The organism is Erythrobacter sp. HI0063, from assembly GCF_001635685.1.
In the GTDB taxonomy this organism is placed as follows: Bacteria; Pseudomonadota; Alphaproteobacteria; order Sphingomonadales; family Sphingomonadaceae; genus Qipengyuania.
Map to the genome: position 1 here is coordinate 11,675 of NZ_LWFF01000048.1, position 16,331 is coordinate 28,005.

At 64.2% G+C, this 16,331-nt stretch carries 12 protein-coding genes and 1 pseudogene; 7 read left to right on the forward strand and 6 right to left on the reverse strand.

Annotated features, from left to right (window positions below; genetic code table 11):
• Positions 1 to 7 precede the first annotated feature (7 nt).
• Positions 8 to 700 carry a DUF998 domain-containing protein gene (locus A3736_RS01855; RefSeq protein ID WP_233999172.1) on the forward strand — a complete coding sequence of 231 codons (693 nt, stop codon included), beginning with the start codon at positions 8 to 10 and terminating at the stop codon, positions 698 to 700.
• Here A3736_RS01855 and A3736_RS01860 read toward each other — a convergent pair.
• Genes A3736_RS01860 through fsa form a run of 3 tightly spaced genes read right to left on the reverse strand, consistent with a single transcriptional unit; the run spans position 697 to position 3,864 of the window.
• Positions 697 to 1,374, reverse strand: a complete 678-nt coding sequence (locus A3736_RS01860) for a nitroreductase (RefSeq protein ID WP_067678472.1) — start codon at positions 1,372 to 1,374, stop codon at positions 697 to 699. The two genes, A3736_RS01855 and A3736_RS01860, sit on opposite strands and share 4 nt — an antisense overlap.
• Complete coding sequence (gene cobT, locus A3736_RS01865; protein WP_067678474.1) at positions 1,371 to 3,200, reverse strand: cobaltochelatase subunit CobT; 1,830 nt, start codon at positions 3,198 to 3,200, stop codon at positions 1,371 to 1,373. The genes A3736_RS01860 and cobT overlap by 4 nt, the downstream gene beginning before the upstream one ends.
• Positions 3,201 to 3,210: 10 nt before the next feature.
• Positions 3,211 to 3,864, reverse strand: a complete 654-nt coding sequence (gene fsa / locus A3736_RS01870) for a fructose-6-phosphate aldolase (protein ID WP_067678477.1) — start codon at positions 3,862 to 3,864, stop codon at positions 3,211 to 3,213.
• A gap of 103 nt (positions 3,865 to 3,967) precedes the next feature.
• Between fsa and A3736_RS01875 the strand changes: the two genes are divergently transcribed.
• The gene (locus A3736_RS01875; RefSeq protein ID WP_233999174.1) at positions 3,968 to 4,615 is read left to right on the forward strand and encodes a DUF2490 domain-containing protein; all 648 of its coding nucleotides are present in this window, start codon (positions 3,968 to 3,970) and stop codon (positions 4,613 to 4,615) included.
• A 4-nt stretch (positions 4,616 to 4,619) separates the two neighbouring features.
• Here A3736_RS01875 and A3736_RS01880 read toward each other — a convergent pair whose 3' ends face one another.
• A complete protein-coding gene (locus A3736_RS01880) occupies positions 4,620 to 5,378 on the reverse strand; it encodes a DUF4197 domain-containing protein (RefSeq protein WP_082851254.1) in 759 nt (252 codons plus the stop codon).
• Positions 5,379 to 5,443: 65 nt separating this feature from the next.
• Between A3736_RS01880 and A3736_RS01885 the strand changes: the two genes are divergently transcribed.
• The 4 genes from A3736_RS01885 (at position 5,444) to A3736_RS01900 (ending at position 12,426) form a co-directional block, all read left to right on the forward strand.
• Positions 5,444 to 7,609 carry a primosomal protein N' gene (locus A3736_RS01885; protein WP_067678480.1) on the forward strand — a complete coding sequence of 722 codons (2,166 nt, stop codon included), beginning with the start codon at positions 5,444 to 5,446 and terminating at the stop codon, positions 7,607 to 7,609.
• A gap of 99 nt (positions 7,610 to 7,708) precedes the next feature.
• Positions 7,709 to 9,268, forward strand: coding sequence for a hypothetical protein (locus A3736_RS01890; RefSeq protein WP_197465461.1), 1,560 nt, complete (start codon positions 7,709 to 7,711; stop codon positions 9,266 to 9,268).
• Positions 9,269 to 9,312: 44 nt separating this feature from the next.
• Positions 9,313 to 10,887, forward strand: coding sequence for a cryptochrome/photolyase family protein (locus A3736_RS01895; RefSeq protein WP_067678486.1), 1,575 nt, complete (start codon positions 9,313 to 9,315; stop codon positions 10,885 to 10,887).
• 159 nt (positions 10,888 to 11,046) lie between these two features.
• Entirely contained in the window at positions 11,047 to 12,426 is a 1,380-nt protein-coding gene (locus A3736_RS01900; protein ID WP_067678489.1) for an NAD-dependent succinate-semialdehyde dehydrogenase, read from the forward strand.
• A 155-nt stretch (positions 12,427 to 12,581) separates the two neighbouring features.
• Here A3736_RS01900 and ada read toward each other — a convergent pair whose 3' ends face one another.
• Positions 12,582 to 13,640: a bifunctional DNA-binding transcriptional regulator/O6-methylguanine-DNA methyltransferase Ada gene (gene ada, locus A3736_RS01905; protein ID WP_067678491.1), complete on the reverse strand. Its 1,059-nt coding sequence runs from the start codon at positions 13,638 to 13,640 to the stop codon at positions 12,582 to 12,584.
• A gap of 83 nt (positions 13,641 to 13,723) precedes the next feature.
• Between ada and A3736_RS01910 the strand changes: the two genes are divergently transcribed.
• Positions 13,724 to 15,316 (forward strand): serine protease, encoded by a 1,593-nt coding sequence (locus A3736_RS01910; RefSeq protein ID WP_067678493.1) that lies wholly within the window; start codon positions 13,724 to 13,726, stop codon positions 15,314 to 15,316.
• A gap of 7 nt (positions 15,317 to 15,323) precedes the next feature.
• On the opposite strand, the pseudogene A3736_RS01915 reads toward A3736_RS01910, so the two are convergent.
• Positions 15,324 to 16,183, reverse strand: a pseudogene (locus tag A3736_RS01915) (TauD/TfdA dioxygenase family protein).
• Positions 16,184 to 16,331 lie beyond the last annotated feature (148 nt).

The window sequence follows — 16,331 nt, forward strand, 5'->3', positions numbered from 1 at the left end:
TTCGGTCATGACGCGGCAAATGGTCGAACCGACCGGCAAGCGCAAGCGGGGCATTCCAATGAGCAAGAATTCGGGAAGCGACGCCACGTCGCGCATTCTGGGCGGCCTGGCCGTTACCGGCAGTCTCGCCACGGCCGTCACCGATCTGCTGGGCGTGGCGCTGTCCGACCGTATCGGACTGGCAGCCGATACCATATCCGACATGGCCGCGGGAGAATACGACCTGCTGGCGGATCTCGGCCTTTACGCCTTCGTCCTCGGCGTTCTGGCCGCGACCGCGGGCCTGCTGCGCTGGCGGATCGACCGCAAGGACTGGAAGATCGGCGCCGCTCTCCTGGTCGTCTATGCCGCCGCAGTTACTCTGATTGCCGCGTATGAGGCCTATTCCACCGGCGATGGTCCGGTGATCCACATCTATCTGGTCTATACGCTTGGGGTCGCGTTTCCCCTCGCCGCGCTGCTGACGGCGGGCCAGATTTACGAGATCGACAAGCGGATCGGCATCGCCTGCTATCTGCTGGGCGGAACTTTCGCTCTGCTGGGGCCGGGCCTGTTCATGATGCCCACGGGCTGGGACGGCCTCTATGAGCGGTTTCTCGCCTTCCTGATGCTGGCATGGTTCGTGATCATGGGCGTGATGATCTGGCGCGATCCCGATATCGCGCACCAAGTCAGCGCCGAACAGCAGGGCAAGGACTAGGCGCCCCACCCCTCGAAGCGTACGCTTTCGTCCAGACCGGCGCGCTTCACGTCGAAGCGATTCACCGCCGCATCCTCGTCGCGATAGCCGATCGCCATGCCGCAGAAGAAAATGTGATCTTCGGGAATGTCGACCACCTCACGGATTTGCGGGGAATAGACGGCCCACGCTTCTTGAAAGCAGCTATCCAGCCCCTCCTCGCGCAGCAGCAGCGCGACGGTCTGCAACCACATGCCGATATCGCTCCATTGCGGCGGGCCCATATATTTGGGCGTATGGACCAGCATCAGCACCGGCGCACCGAAGGCGCGGAAATTGCGCGCGAACCATTCGAGCCGCTTGCCCTTGTCCTCGCGCGCGATGTCGAGCGCGCCGTACATGTCCTCGCCGACACCGAAGCGGCGCTGTTCATAGGCACCGTCGAGTTCCGGCGGATAGATGTCGTATTCGGGCTTGTGCGCCGCGCGGCCCTTGGGAAATTCCTCGGCGATGCGGTCGAACAGTGCCTGCATCGGCTCGCCGGTGAGGACGATGCCATGCCAAGGCTGCGTATTGCCGCCCGAAGGCGAACGCTGCGCCTTTTCGAGAATGCGGGTTAGGATTGCGCGCTCGACCGGCTGGTCGGTAAAGGCGCGGACGGAACGGCGGGTAGCGACGGCTTCTGAAACCTTCACCCTTTTTCCCCCTCGAATAGCCCAGCCAACTGCTCGATGATCGTGCCGCCCAATTGCTCGACATCCATGATCGTCACCGCGCGTTTGTAATAGCGCGTAACGTCATGACCGATGCCGATCGCGACCAATTGCACCGGCGATTGCTTCTCGATCCAGCCGATCACCTTGCGCAGATGTCCTTCGAGATAGCCTGCCTGATTGACGCTCAGCGTGCTGTCGTCGACCGGGGCGCCGTCGCTGATGACCATCAAGATGCGGCGATCCTCTGGTCGGGCGAGCAGGCGGGTGTGCGCCCACAACAGCGCCTCACCGTCGATGTTTTCCTTCAGCAATCCTTCGCGCATCATCAGGCCGAGATTGCGGCGCGCGCGGCGCCAGGGCTCGTCGGCCTTCTTGTAGATGATGTGCCTGAGATCGTTGAGGCGGCCCGGATCGGCGGGGCGACCGTCCGCCAGCCATGCCTCGCGCGATTGGCCGCCCTTCCAGGCGCGGGTGGTGAAGCCGAGGATTTCGGTCTTCACCCCGCAGCGTTCCAGCGTACGCGCCAGAATATCCGCGCTGATCGCGGCGATGGAGATCGGACGCCCGCGCATCGATCCGGAATTGTCGATCAGCAGCGTGACGACCGTGTCCTTGAACTCGGTATCCCGCTCCACCTTGTAGCTGAGCGCATGGCCGGGGCTGATGACCACGCGGGTCAGGCGCGCGGCGTCGAGCAGGCCCTCTTCCTGGTCGAAATCCCAGCTGCGGTTCTGCTGCGCCATCAGGCGGCGCTGCAAACGGTTGGCGAGCCGGGTGACGATGCCCTGAAGGCCCGCCAGCTGGCTGTCGAGATAGCTCCTCAGCCGGTCGAGTTCCTCGTGGTCGCACAGCTCGGGTGCCTCGACCACTTCGTCGAACTTGTCGGTGAAGTGCTTGTAGTCGAACTCTTCGGGCAGATCGGTCCAGGGGCGGTTCGGGCGGACGGGCTGCATGCCCTCCTCGCCATCGTCGGCGGGATCGCCCTCGCCCATTTCCTGCTCGCCGCCCTCCTCGCCATCGGTGTCGGCATCGCTTTCGCCCTGCGCGGGCTCGCCGGCGATCTCGCTCGACTGCGGCTCGGCATCACCTTCGTCTTGTTCGTCCTCGCCAGTTTCGTCCTCTTCGGGCGCTTCGCCCTCGTCCTCGCCGGTGTCGTCGCCCGAATCCTCGGCATCCTCCGGCAAGGTCAGGTCGAGATGGCGCAGCATGTCGAGCGCCAGTTTCTGGAAGGCGGACTGGTCTTCGAGATTGTCGGCCATGGAAGCGATGTCCATGCCCGCCTTTGCCTCGATTTCCTCACGCACCATGTCGACGCCTTCGCGGGCGCGCTCGGGGATCGGATCGCCGGTGAGCGCCTCGCGCAGCATCAGCGACAGCGCGGTCGGAAGCGGCACCTGCGAGGCTTCGGTGGCGCGCGCGATCGGATCGGACGCCGTGCGCATCTCGACCGCCGATGTGAGATTGGCGCGGATGCCCGAATAGCGGGTCGCGCCCAGAGCTTCGTAGCGGGTCTGTTCGATCGCGTCGTAACAGGCGCGCGCGATCGGCTCGCGCGGGGCGCCGCTCGAATGGACCCCCTCGTCGTGATGGCGCAGCCGCAGCGCGAAACTGTCCGCAAAACCGCGCGCCTGCCGCGCCTGATCGTGCGGCAGCGTGCGGCCCGGCAGGGGAACGCGGAAGTTCTTGCCCGCCTGAGACGGGCTATCCGCGCTCCAGGCGACTTCGACCTCATCCTCACGCGCCAAGGCGCGGGCCGTGCCGGTCAGGGCCTGCTTGAAACGGTCGAGGGGCGTCTGTTCGGTCATGTATGGAAAATCACAGGATCGACTGACCCGTTCCCGCCCAATCCTTCAGGAAGCCTTCGATCCCCTTGTCGGTGAGGACGTGATTGAACAGCGCCTTGATCACTTTGGGCGGCATGGTCGCCACATCGGCACCGATGCGCGCGCTTTCCAGCACGTGAGTCGCATGGCGGATACTGGCAGCGAGGATTTCGGTCTCGTAACCGTAATTGTCGTAGATCAGGCGAATATCACGAATAAGGTCCATCCCGTCGAAGCCGTTATCGTCGTGGCGCCCGATGAAGGGCGAGATGAAGGTCGCCCCGGCCTTGGCGGCCAACAGCGCCTGATTGGCAGAAAAGCACAGGGTGACATTCACCATCGTGCCGTCTTCTGCCAGTGCCTTGCAGGTCTTCAGCCCGTCGATCGTGAGCGGCACCTTGATGCAGACATTGTCGGCGATGGCGCGCAGCTTGTCCGCTTCCTTCATCATGGTGGGATGATCGAGCGCCACGACCTCCGCGCTTACCGGCCCATCGACCAGCGCGCAGATTTCCTTCGTCACCTCCATGAAGTCGCGGCCCGACTTGGCGATAAGCGACGGGTTGGTGGTGACGCCGTCCAGCAGGCCGATATCGATCAGTTCCTCGATCTCTGCGATCTCGGCGGTGTCGGCAAAAAATTTCATCTGGCGAGCGCTCCTGTCACGAACCGGTCATAAAAATCCGGCTGGGGAAAATTTCATTTTTGTGTCGTAATTACGACTGTTTTCCAACCGAAGGATTCAATCCGTGTCGAACACCCTTCCGGCCCTTGCGATCGGCTTTGCCGCCCTGGGCGCCATTATGCAACCGAGTGCCGCGCGCGCCGCCACCAGCGACGACGAGCTGTGGATCGAAACCGGCATCAAGGGCGACATCGCGCCCGGAACCGACTTCAAGCTGGAGCTCGAAACCCGCCGTCGCGACGGGCCGAACGAATATATCCTCGGTGCGGAATTCAACACCGATGTTTCCGATGCGGTCGCCCTCGGCGGCGGGATCGAAATCCACGACGAAGACGGCTTCACCGAAGTGCGCCCCTATCAGCAGCTGACCTTCGGCGTGGGCAAGTTCGATTTCCGCAGCCGGATCGAGGAGCGCTTCTATGACGGCGCCGATCGCATGGCCCTGCGCCTGCGCCAGCGCGCTCGCTTCCGCACGCCGATCGCCAACAAGGTGACCGGATTCGCTTCGGGCGAACTCCTCTACCAATTGCGCGACCGCAACGAAGGCGGCCCGCAGCGGATCGACCAGTGGCGCCTCAACGCCGGTGCGACTGCGCGCATTACGCCCACGCTCGATCTGACCGGCGGATATCTGTTCCAGATCCGCCCGCGCGACAACGGCAACACCCGGCACACGCATGTGAGCCAAGTGTCGCTGTTCTACCGCTTCTGACGCTCTAGAACGCCGCTTCCGCTCCGAAGACGCCAGCGATCAGGGGATCGTTGGCGCTTCGGGGATTGGCGCGGATCAGGCTCTCCTCGCGGCCGATCTCGTTCCAGATCGTGTCGTCGATCCGGCTTGCAAACGTGGTCGCGATGCGCGGCACGTCGACGCCGGTGAGGCCGGCCAGCAGCTCGCCCACCAGCGGATCCTGCGCGACGCGCATGGCTTGTCCGAGTTCCGGCACCATCGCGTCGATCAGGCGCGAACCCATGCTGCCGCGCAGATAGGATGTCGCGGCAGTCGGCCCGCCTCGCACCAGATCGATGGCGTTGGAAAAACCGATCACCCGCACCGCATCGGTCACGATCGGCGCAGCGCGATAGGCCGCATCATAGGCGAAATTGGCAAACGCGCCTTCGAGACGGTTCTTGAACAGCGCGGAGGTGAGGATCCGGCCGAGCACATCGCCGCGCGCGCCCAACAATCCGCCCAGACCCAATTGCGCGACCTGCTCGTCCCAGAACCCATCGGGCTGGAGCATGCGCGTGAAAGCGCGCTCGCTCGACAGGAACAGCAGCCGCTCGACCGCATCGACCAGGCTGAAGCCGCCGCCGCCGAAGCTGGTGCAGGCGGGCAGTGACAGCAGGGCCGCGCCTGCGCCGAGCCCACCGCCGATTTTGCCGAGAAAGCCGCGCCGCCCGGTCGGTCGATCGAGCGACGATGCGCCCGCGGATGATGCTCTGCTATCGGAAAGGATGAGAATATCGGTCATTTGCAGTCTCCTTTAAGGTCCCACCCTTGTTTTCCTGAGCGTGCCCCGCCCATATTGACGCGTTCATGAACCGCGTGCGCTGCCTCGTCCTCAATGCCGCCCTCGGCCCGCTCGATTACAAGGTCCCCGAAGGGATGATGGTCGAACCGGGCCAGGTGGTCGAATGTCCGCTGGGCCCGCGCGCGGTGATCGGAATCGTCTGGGAGGCGGAACGGCTGCCCGGGGCCGAGGTTCCGGCGGAAAAACTGCGCGCGCTGAGGGGCTTGCTGCCGATTCCACCCCTCCCCGCACCCCTGCGACGGCTGATCGAATGGACGGCGGTTTATTACTGCGCCCCCCTCGCCAGCGTGGCGCGGATGGCGCTGAGTTCGGGCGGTGCGCTGAAAGGCCCGGCCACCACGATCGAATACCGCCTCACGGGCGGCCTGCCCGAACGCATGACGCCGCAGCGACAGGCCGCTCTGGAAGCGCTGGAGGGGGAACAGGCGACGATCCGCGAGCTGGCGGGGATCGCGGGCGTATCGGAAGGCGTGCTGCGCGGCCTCGTCAATCAGGGCTGCCTCGAACCGGTCGAAGTCGATTGCGACCGCCCCTACCACCCCGCACGCCCCGATTTCGCCGAGGTCGATCTGTCGGCCCAGCAGCAAGCCGCTGCCGGAACGATCGCTCAGGCGGTGAGGGAAGGAAAATTCGCGCCCTTCCTGCTCGACGGCGTGACCGGATCGGGCAAGACCGAGACGTATTTCGAGCCCATCGCCGATGCGCTCAGGATGGAACGGCAGGTGCTCGTCCTCCTGCCGGAGATCGCGCTGACCGAAGCGTTCCTGTCGCGGTTCGAGGAGCGGTTCGGGGCCAAGCCGGTTCTGTGGCATTCCTCGCTCAAATCCACCGAACGTCGCCGCGCCTGGCGCGCCATTGCGAACGGGACCGCGCAGGTCGTGGTTGGCGCCCGGTCGGCGCTGTTCCTGCCCTATGCGAAGCTCGGCCTGATTGTGGTGGACGAAGCGCACGAAGTGAGCTTCAAGCAGGATGACGGCGTGCGCTACAACGCCCGCGACGTGGCGGTGATGCGTGCCGCGTTCGAGGAAATCCCTGTCGTCCTCGCCAGCGCCACGCCCGCGCTCGAAAGCCTGGCGATGGTGGAGAGCGGCACGTACGCCAAGCTCGACCTGCCCAGCCGCTTCGGTGGAGCGGAGCTGCCCGAAATCCGCACGATTAACCTGACCGAACACGTGCCGGGGCGCGGATCGTGGCTTGCGCCGCCGCTGGTCGAAGCGTTGGAAGAGCGGCTGGCGCGCGGCGAACAGTCCCTGCTGTTCCTCAATCGGCGCGGTTATGCGCCGCTGACGCTGTGCCGAAATTGCGGCTTCCGCTTCCAATGCCCCAATTGCAGCGCCTGGCTGGTCGAACATCGCTTTTCCCGCCGCCTCGCCTGCCACCATTGCGGCCACGAGACGCCGCCGCCCGAAACCTGCCCCGAATGCGGCGAACCCGATTGCCTGGTCGCCTGCGGACCGGGCGTGGAGCGGATCGCTGACGAGGTGGCCGAGCGCCTGCCGGATGCGCGCGTGTTCGTCGCCACGTCCGATACGCTGAATTCGCCCGGCCGCGCGGCGGAATTCGTCGCGCTGGTCGAAAATGGCGGCGTGGACGTGATTGTAGGGACGCAATTGGTAACCAAGGGGTTCCATTTCCCCGAGCTGACCCTTGTCGGCGTGGTCGATGCCGATCTGGGCCTCGAAGGCGGCGATCTGCGCGCGGCAGAGCGCACCTATCAGCAGGTCGCTCAGGTCGCGGGTCGTGCGGGGCGCGGGTCCAAACCCGGCGAAGTGCTGATCCAGACCCGCCATCCCGATGCGCCGGTGATCGCGGCGCTGGCCGCAGGCGATCGCGACGCCTTCTACGAAGCGGAAACCGAAGCGCGCCGCATGGCGGGCGCCCCGCCCTTCGGCCGCTGGGCCGCGATCATCGTGTCGAGCGAGGAGGAAAGCGAAGCACGCGATGCCGCCCGCCGCATCGGCGACGCCCGCCCCAGAAGCGACGACATGGCGATCTACGGCCCGGCCCCCGCTCCGCTGAGCCTTCTCCGCGGGCGCTACCGCTATCGCCTGCTCATCAACGCGAAACGCAGCGCCAGACTTCAGGACACGATCCGCGAATGGCTGGGCGCTTTGAACCATCCGGCGGGCGTCCGGGTGGGTGTGGATGTCGACCCGTACAGTTTCGTGTAAATAGCTGCTGGACCCTGCGGCCAACTTTGATAGTCTGTATTGACTACCGGGACGTTGGGGTCAGAAATGAAATCGGTTCTTTTTCGCAAGAGCATTACGATGCTCGCGGTATTTTTGAGCGTTGCAGGGGCAAATGCTGTTTCTGCGGCAGAAACGTGGCATCGCGCCGATTCGCATCACTTCACCATCTATTCGGATGGAAGCGCGGGCCAGCTTGAAGATTTCACGCACGAGGTCGAAAAATTCGACGCGCTGCTGCGGATGATATTCAGCCGACCGGCGAAGGATGATCCCGCCAAGCTGACGATCTATCTGCTGAGGAATTCCAACGCGGTCGATGCGCTGCACAAGGGTGCGGCGGGCTTCTATTCCGTGCGCCTTGGCCAGACCTTTGCCGTCGGCAATCGCGAATTTGGCGGCGATCGCACCGATCTTAGCGGCAAGCGCGTGCTCTTTCACGAATACGCACACCATTTCATGTTCCACAATTTCGCCATTCCGGCCCCCGCCTGGTTCGTGGAAGGGTTTGCGGAGTACGTCTCGACCGCCGAGTTCAAGCGGAACGGCGACTGGACGTTCGGATTTCCCGCCCATCATCGCGCCTACTCGGTCCAGAACGGTCCGAACATTCCGATCGAACGGCTGCTGTCCGACACGTATTCGGGAATGAACGGAGCGGAGACATCGGCTTTCTATGGCTGGGCTTGGGCGCTGACCCACATGCTCTATTCGGATCCGGACGAGCGTGGCAATCAGATCATGCGGTATCTGCGCGACATCAATTCGGGCATGGACAATCTGGCCGCCGCAGAAAAGAATTTCGGCGATCTGGGCGAACTCGAACGATCGCTGCGCGGATATGTGCGCAAATCGATGGGATATTCGAAATCGGACAAGTCGATCCCCTATCGCGACGCCATAACCGTCACCACGCTGGACGACGAGGCTTCGGAACTGGTCGAATTGACGCTCGACCGGCTGGCCTCGCCCGAACCGATGAAGGTGCGCGAACGACTGGTGCGCTTTGCCGCCGAACGTAACTCGGCGCTCGCATGGCTGCAGCTTGCCGAACTCGACTACCGCCTCGCGCATCGCAGCGAGGGCGAGGCGGAACCGCCCTATGACTTCACCGCGGCGCAGGGATCGATTGATCGTGCCCTTGCCATTGATCCCGATCTGGCGCGCGCGCATGTCCTGAACGGCCGCATCCTTCTCGAACCGTTCGATCATGGCGAAGAAGCCGACGAGGCCGACGAAAGCCTGTGGGGAGAAGCACGCGCGTCCTTCCTTGCAGCGAACCGGCTCGACCCGCGCGATCCTCTGGCGCTTTACCTTTATGCGCAGACCTTCCAGCGGACTGGCGAGCGTGACGCGATGGTCGGTCCGGCGCTGGAAACCGCATTCGGTTTCCGGCCTGAATCGACCGAGTTCCGATCCGCCCTCGCCATGCATTACGCGTCCGAGGGTCACTACGATTCCGCGATCGCCCTGCTCAAGATCATCGCCAACAACCCCCACTCCGACAATCGTTCGGCCAAGGACGCGATCGCCCGGTTGGAACAGGCCAAGGCCGGTGGCGGCCCCGTCCCGGTCGGCGCCATCGCGATCGAGAGCGAAGAGGATGAAGAGGAAAGCGGCGCGAGTACGAAGGCCGGGTAATTTTCCGTCCGGAAACGCCTGTGGCCATGAACCGTTAGGCGCGCATGGCATCTGACAGCACCGGCCCCGTCCTCGTTCCCATTCTCGGCGATCAGCTGACCCGCACCCTGGCTTCGCTGCGCGGGCGGACCAAAGACGATACGGTCGTCCTGATGATGGAGGTCTGGGACGAGGCGACCTACGTCAAGCATCACAAGCAGAAGATCGTCCTGATCTTTTCCGCCATGCGCCATTTCGCCGCCGAGCTGGAGGATGCCGGCTGGACGGTCGATTACGTGAAGCTGGACGCCGAGGACAATGCTGGCAGCTTCACCGGCGAAACCGCCCGCGCGATCGAGCGGCACGAGCCGCGCCTCGTCAGCGTGGTCGAAGCGGGCGAGTGGCGCGTGCGCGAGGATATGGAGCAATGGGCGGACAAGTTCGCCTGCGAGGTCGAGATCCTGCGCGACGATCGCTTCATCTGCTCGCAGTCCGAATTCGAGGACTGGGCCGAGGATCGCGACAGCCTCCGCATGGAATTCTTCTACCGAGAGATGCGCCGCAAGACCGGGCTCCTGATGAAGGAGGACGGCAAGCCCGAAGGCGGCGAATGGAATTACGACAGCGAGAACAGGAAACCGCCCAAGGAAGGCCTGTCCGCGCCCGAACGACCCAAGTTCGAACCCGACGAAATCACGCAGGATTGCATCGATTTGGTCGAGGATCGCTTTGCCGACCATTTCGGCAATCTCGATACGTTCCGCTGGCCCGTCACGCGAGACGAGGCCGAGAAAGCCGCCGATGCCTTCTTCGCCGAGCGGATCGAGAAATTCGGTCCGTTTCAGGACGCGATGGTCTGCGGCGAGGACGATCTGTTTCACTCGATGCTGTCGACCAGCATCAATCTCGGCCTGCTCGACCCTCTGGAACTGTGCCAGCGCGCCGAAAAAGCGTATGAGGATGGAAACGCGCCGCTCAACAGCGTCGAAGGTTTCATCCGCCAACTGATCGGATGGCGCGAATATGTCCGCTGTTTCTACTGGCATCAGATGCCGCATCTGCAGAAGGCCAACGCGCTCAACGCCCAGCGCGGCCTGCCCGAATTCTACTGGACGGGCGAGACCGACATGGCCTGCCTTGCCGATTGTATCCGGTCGACGCGCGACAATGCCCACGCGCATCATATTCAGCGGCTGATGGTGCTCGGCAATTTCGCCCTGCTGGCGGGGATCAATCCGCGCGAAGTGCAGGACTGGTATCTGGTCGTCTATGCCGACGCCTATGAATGGGTAGAGCTGCCCAACGTTGCGGCGATGATCCTCTATGCCGATGGGGGCAAGCTGGCGTCCAAGCCCTATGCGGCGAGCGGGAATTACATCAACAAGATGTCGAACTATTGTTCGAACTGTACCTTTTCGCCTAGCAAAAAGACCGGCGAAGGGGCCTGCCCGTTCAATCCGCTCTACTGGCATTTCATGGATCGCCATCGCGACCGGCTGGAAAGCAATCACCGCATCGGACGGATCTATTCGACCTGGGATCGGATGGATGACGACCGGAAGAAGGAATATCTCGACAGCGCGGATAGCTTCCTCGCCACGCTGGATCCGGCCGGCGGCGGCTGGGCGCGCGAGGAATGATCGGACCAGCTCAAGCGGCCTGAGACGAAGCCTGTCGAACGGGTGGCCCTATGCAGGCTGCAACCCGTCGCCCGGCGGCCGCGATTCCGGTTGCGAAACGGAACCGATCGGCCCTCTCGCCCCTTAGTCCTGTAACTCCAACAGGAAAGAACCCCATTCATGGCCACTGTCACAACCGTCAACCCCGCCACCGGCAAGGACATCGAAACCTATACCCAGATGACGAAGGACGAAGCCTTCAAGAAGGTCGATGCCTGCCACGAGGCGTTCACGAAATGGAAGACGCGCAGCCTCGAAGAGCGCGCCGAAATCATCAAGGGCATCGGCAAGGCCCTGCGCGACAACAAGGAAGAGCTGGCCCAGCTGATGACCGCAGAGGTCGGCAAGCTGATCGGCGACAGCCGCGACGAAGTCGAACTGTGCGCCGGGATTTGCGACTATACCGCGAAGACCGGGCCCAGCGAGCTGGCCGACGAGAAGCGCGATCCTAACAACGCGGCGCGCGGCATCGTCACCTATTCGCCGATCGGCGTCATCTACGGCATCCAGCCCTGGAACTTCCCGTCCTATCAGGTCGTCCGCTACGCCATCGCCAGCCTGATGGTCGGCAATGGCGTGCTGCTGAAGCACTCCTCGCTCTGCGTCGGCAGCGGGCTGATGCTGGAGAAGATCTTCAAGGAAGGCGGCCTTCCCGACAATGTCTTCACCGTGCTCGTCATCGATCACGATACCTCGGACGAGATCATCGCGCACGACAAGGTGCGCGGCGTGACGCTGACCGGTTCGGATGGGGCGGGCCGTCACGTGGCAGAAAAGGCCGCAAAGGTCATCAAGAAGACGGTGATGGAGCTGGGCTCGAACGATGCCTACATGGTGCTCGAAGACGCCGATCTCGATCTCGCCACCAAGGTCTGCGCGCAGGCGCGCCTTTATAATAACGGCCAGACGTGCATCAACGGCAAGCGCTTCATCGTTACTGACAAGGTCTACGATGCCTTCATCGAGAAATTCGTCGCCCGCTTCGAAGGCGTCGAGACCGGCGATCCGACCAAGGAAGGTACCGATATGGGCCCGATGTCCTCGGTCGATCAGCGCAAGGATCTGCACGAACAGGTCGAAAAGTCTGTTTCGAAGGGCGCCAAGATCGCGTGTGGCGGTAAGGTGCCGGACGGTCCGGGCGCCTTCTATCCCGCCACCGTGTTGACCGATGTCGAGCCCGGCCAGCCCGCCTATGACGACGAATTGTTCGGCCCCGTGGCCAGCGTCATCCGCGCCAAGGACGACGAGGACGCGATGCGTATCGCCAATGACAGCCGCTATGGCCTTGGCGGCGGTATCCTGTGTGGCGACACCGAACGCGCGATCGAACTCGCGTCGAAGCATTTCGACACCGGCATGGTCTATATCAACACCTATGGCGTCGCGGATCCGTCCATGCCCTTCGGAGGCGTGAAGGATTCGGGCTACGGCCGCGAACATGGCGGCTTCGGTGTCAAGGAATTCGCCAACGCCAAGGCGATCTTCATCGGCAGCGATTGATTGCCATATCAGGGGCGAGCGTCCGTTCGGGATGATCCCTAGCGAATTGCTCGCCCCGATCTATCGATACGGTTCGACCGCGCTGTTGCGACGCCTCTCGACGACCTGAGACGCGCGTAAAATGCTCGATACGATTGACCACGCGCAAGCGAAGCTCAGGCCCGATCGGGCCTTTCCCGCTTGAGCAATTCCGCCTTGATCTCGGTCCCATAGGCATAGCCACCCAGCCCGCCATCCGCCGCAATCACGCGGTGGCACGGGATCAGAACTGCGACATGGTTCGCTCCGTTCGCGCCGCCGACCGCGCGGCTGGCCTTGGGGTTGCCGAGCGCGGCGGCCAGTTCGCCATAGCTGCGGGTCTCGCCCGCCGGAATTTCGCGCAGCGCCTGCCAGACGCGCTGCTGGAACGCAGTGCCCTTCACGTCGAGCGGTATGTCCGCGCCGGTGCCCGGGCGTTCGACCGCTTGAGCGACGCGCGCGAACAGGGCGCGGAAATCGTCTCCAGCCGCGACGAGGTCGGCCTCGGGAAAGCGAGCGCGCAGATCGGCTTCACCCTCCCCGAAAGCGAGGCAGCACACGCCTTTGTCGGTCGCGGCGACCAGCATCGCTCCCAGGCTCGTTTCGACCACGCTCCAGGCTATGCGCACACCCCGTCCACCGTGCCGCCAATCGCTTGCAGCCATGCCCAATCGTCCTTCCGTATCGGCGTAGAAACGGCTCGGCGCCTTATACCCCGCATCGTAGATCGCGTCCGTCACGCTGTCCGCCCGGCCCAGCGCGCTGCATGCCCGCTCTGCGCGAAGGGCGCGTGCATAGGCGGCAGGAGACAGTCCGGTGGCCCGCGAAAACAGCCGCTGAAAATGCGCGGGCGAGTAGTCGACCCGTTGTGCAAGCTCGCCGAGCGAGGGCGTGGTATCGCCAGCCTGCGCTGCGGCCTTGATCTCCGCGATCGCGGCACGCAACGCCCTATCCTCGCGGCTGATCTGGTCTGGCGCGCACCGTTTGCAGGCGCGAAGGCCTGCCGCCTCGGCTTCGGGAGGGGAGGAATAGAAGCGGACATTCTCGCGCTTCGGCGCCCGCGCCGGGCAGGATGGGCGGCAGTAAATGCCCGTCGAATGCACGCCGGTCACGAAGTGCCCGTCATAGGCGCGATCCTTCGCCAGCGCGATCCGCCAGCACTCGTCGTCGGTCAGGGGAATCGTTTCGCTCGCCATGAGACGGGGCGATAGCGCGCTCCGCCGAACCGCGCATCCCGAAGCTTGCGGTCAATGTCCGCCGCGCGGTAGAGGCTGCGGCGATGGCCCGCTTTCTCGCCCTGCTTTTCGGTCTGGCCGCGCTGGTCGCGATGCTCCAATCGCCTCTCCACGCAGAACCCGCCGATATCGACGCGGCGGCGCGCGGCGTGGTGCGCGTGGTGATCATCGGCATTGAGGATACGCCCGACGGCGAAGAGGTCTATCCCATCGGTCACGGCACCGGCTGGGCGGTTGCGCCGGACCGGATCGTGACCAACGCCCATGTCGTGCGCGATGCGATGATGGACGATCGCCTGCGCATCGGGATCGTCCCCTCGGACGGGGCGGACGCGGGCTATGCAAAAATCGTGGCGGTCGATCCGCGCAGCGACCTTGCGCTGCTACGCATCACCAGCGGGCTACGCCTGCCGCCGCTGACGCTGGCGGGCGGGACGGTTTCGGACAGCGGCGAGGCTTTCGCGGTCGGTTATCCGATGAATGTCGACCGGGCGCAGGGACTGGAGATCGGCGACATCTTCAAGAGCCAGCCGCCGGTGAAAAGCCGCGGCTTCCTTGCCGGAATGCGCCCGAGCCGGAATTTCGACACCGTGCTGCACACCGCCCCCATCGCGCGCGGCAATTCGGGCGGTCCGCTGCTCGACGGATGCGGGCGCGTGCTCGGCGTCAACAGCTTCGGCGCAGATTCGGGCGGATCGGACGCGGAATTCTTCTTCGCGGTCTCGAACCGCGAGCTGATCCCGTTTCTGCGCGCCCACGACGTCACCGCCCGCACCAACGACACCGCCTGCCGCAGCCTCGCCGATCTGGAAGACGAGGAGCGTGACCGGCTGGAACGCGAACAGGCGGCGGCGCGCCAGGACATGGCGGCGCGCGGCGAGGAACAGCGCGAACGATTGGATCGCGCGCGCTTAGAGGCGGAAATGCAGGTGCGCGACGAGCGCGACGACCGGATGCTGGCGAGCATGGTGCTGCTGCTGATCGGCGCGGGCGCGATCTGGTGGGCGTTCGAAAAGCGCCGCCCGCCCCAGCCCGACGAAGATGAGCCGACTCCCAGCGGCTGGCCAGTTCGCAACCGCGTGGCGTTGGCCTTCGGCATCGGCGCGATCGTTATCGCCCTTCTCGTCCATCTCACCCGGCCGGGGATCGACGAGATCGACCGGCGCGTCGCCAATGTCATGCAGGACCGCGACTCCGGCAATCCAACGAAAGGCGGCACGGCATCGCCCGAAGCGCGCAGCTTCGTGTGCCGTCTCGACACGCAGCGCAGCCGCGTGACCAACGCCCAGACCGGCGAAGTGCGCTTCGATTGGTCGCCCGAAGGCTGCGTCAACGGTCGGACCCAGTACGGCAGATCAGGCGGAACATGGTCGCGCGCGCTTGTGCCGAACGACGAGATGGCGGTGGCGGTGAATAGCTTCGATCCCGAGCGCGGCATTTTCCGGACCGAGCGCTATCTCCTCGCGCGCGACGCCATGGCCGCCGCCCGCTCCGCACGCGGCGAATACAATGCCCCGAGCTGCGAGGCGGACGACGCGGCGACCACGCTCGGCGAAATGCAAAGCGGCGTGCTCGCCGCCCTGCCCTCCAGCCCAAACGAACGGCTGGTCTATGAATGCGAGGCGGTCACCGACTGAGTGCGGATCACGCCGCCAGCTTTTCGCCCGTCAGAGTGATGCGGTGCATTTCGCGCGCGTGGCCTTGATAATCGTTCAGCGCATTGTGCCAGGTGGTGCGATTGTCCCAGATCGCGACCGTGCCCGGCTCCCACACGACGCGCGCGTGGTGGTCCGGATTGCGCGCTTCGGCGAAGAGACGTTCCAGCAGCGGGAGACTGTCTTCGCGGCTGCGCCCGGCGATGGTGACGGTGAAGGACGGATTGACGTAGAGCAGCTTTCGCCCGGTCCGGGGATGGCGCACCACGACCGGGTGAGTCGCGCCGGTCTGAAGATCCTGGCCGCGTAACTCACCGCCGATATCGGTCCGGGCATAAATTCCGCCCTCCTTGTAGACATGGTCTGCGGTGTGGAACGCTTCCAAGTCTTCGATCTCGCGCTTGGTATCCTCGTCCAGCGCATCGTAGGCCGCGCCCATATGGGCGAACAGTGTGTCGCCTCCTTTCGGCGGAAGCGTGCGCGCGACCAGGATCGATCCCATGGCCGGAACCTGATCGTAGCTGTGATCGGTGTGCCAGGCACCGCCATATTGGTCTGCTGTTCGGCAGCCTTTCGCACCACCGCGATTTCGGGATGAGTGTCCGTAAGCGGGAAATAATTGTTGATGTCGATCCCGCCCCAGCGCTTCGCCAGATCGATGTGCTGTTCGGGCGAGAGAGACTGGCCGCGAAACACCGCCACACCATGTTCGAACACCGCTTGCCGAATCGCATCGAGCGTTTCGCCCTCCGCTTCGGCCAACTGGACATCGTGGACGGTCACGCCGCATTCAGGCGCCAACGGTTCGCTTCGCAGGACGGTGGACATGGCCTCTCTCCCTATATTCATGGGAATGTACCCGATTGCGGGATGCGATAAAAGCCGGGCGACTGCATTCGCGAAGGACAGCCGGTTGCCAATTTGCAGACCCGGTGCTAGTCGCGCGCCAGCCTGGCCGGAGAGGCAATAGCCCACTCGACACGGCCGGCGTTTCGCA

Bases quoted from the DNA above. Each gene is read 5' to 3' on its own strand.
- A3736_RS01855 (WP_233999172.1), top strand. From the start codon at position 8: ATGACGCGGCAAATGGTCGAACCGACCGGCAAGCGCAAGCGGGGCATT.
- cobT (WP_067678474.1), bottom strand. From the start codon at position 3,200: ATGACCGAACAGACGCCCCTCGACCGTTTCAAGCAGGCCCTGACCGGC.
- fsa (WP_067678477.1), bottom strand. From the start codon at position 3,864: ATGAAATTTTTTGCCGACACCGCCGAGATCGCAGAGATCGAGGAACTG.
- A3736_RS01880 (WP_082851254.1), bottom strand. From the start codon at position 5,378: ATGACCGATATTCTCATCCTTTCCGATAGCAGAGCATCATCCGCGGGC.
- A3736_RS01885 (WP_067678480.1), top strand. From the start codon at position 5,444: ATGAACCGCGTGCGCTGCCTCGTCCTCAATGCCGCCCTCGGCCCGCTC.
- A3736_RS01890 (WP_197465461.1), top strand. From the start codon at position 7,709: ATGCTCGCGGTATTTTTGAGCGTTGCAGGGGCAAATGCTGTTTCTGCG.
- A3736_RS01895 (WP_067678486.1), top strand. From the start codon at position 9,313: ATGGCATCTGACAGCACCGGCCCCGTCCTCGTTCCCATTCTCGGCGAT.
- A3736_RS01900 (WP_067678489.1), top strand. From the start codon at position 11,047: ATGGCCACTGTCACAACCGTCAACCCCGCCACCGGCAAGGACATCGAA.
- ada (WP_067678491.1), bottom strand. From the start codon at position 13,640: ATGGCGAGCGAAACGATTCCCCTGACCGACGACGAGTGCTGGCGGATC.
- A3736_RS01910 (WP_067678493.1), top strand. From the start codon at position 13,724: ATGGCCCGCTTTCTCGCCCTGCTTTTCGGTCTGGCCGCGCTGGTCGCG.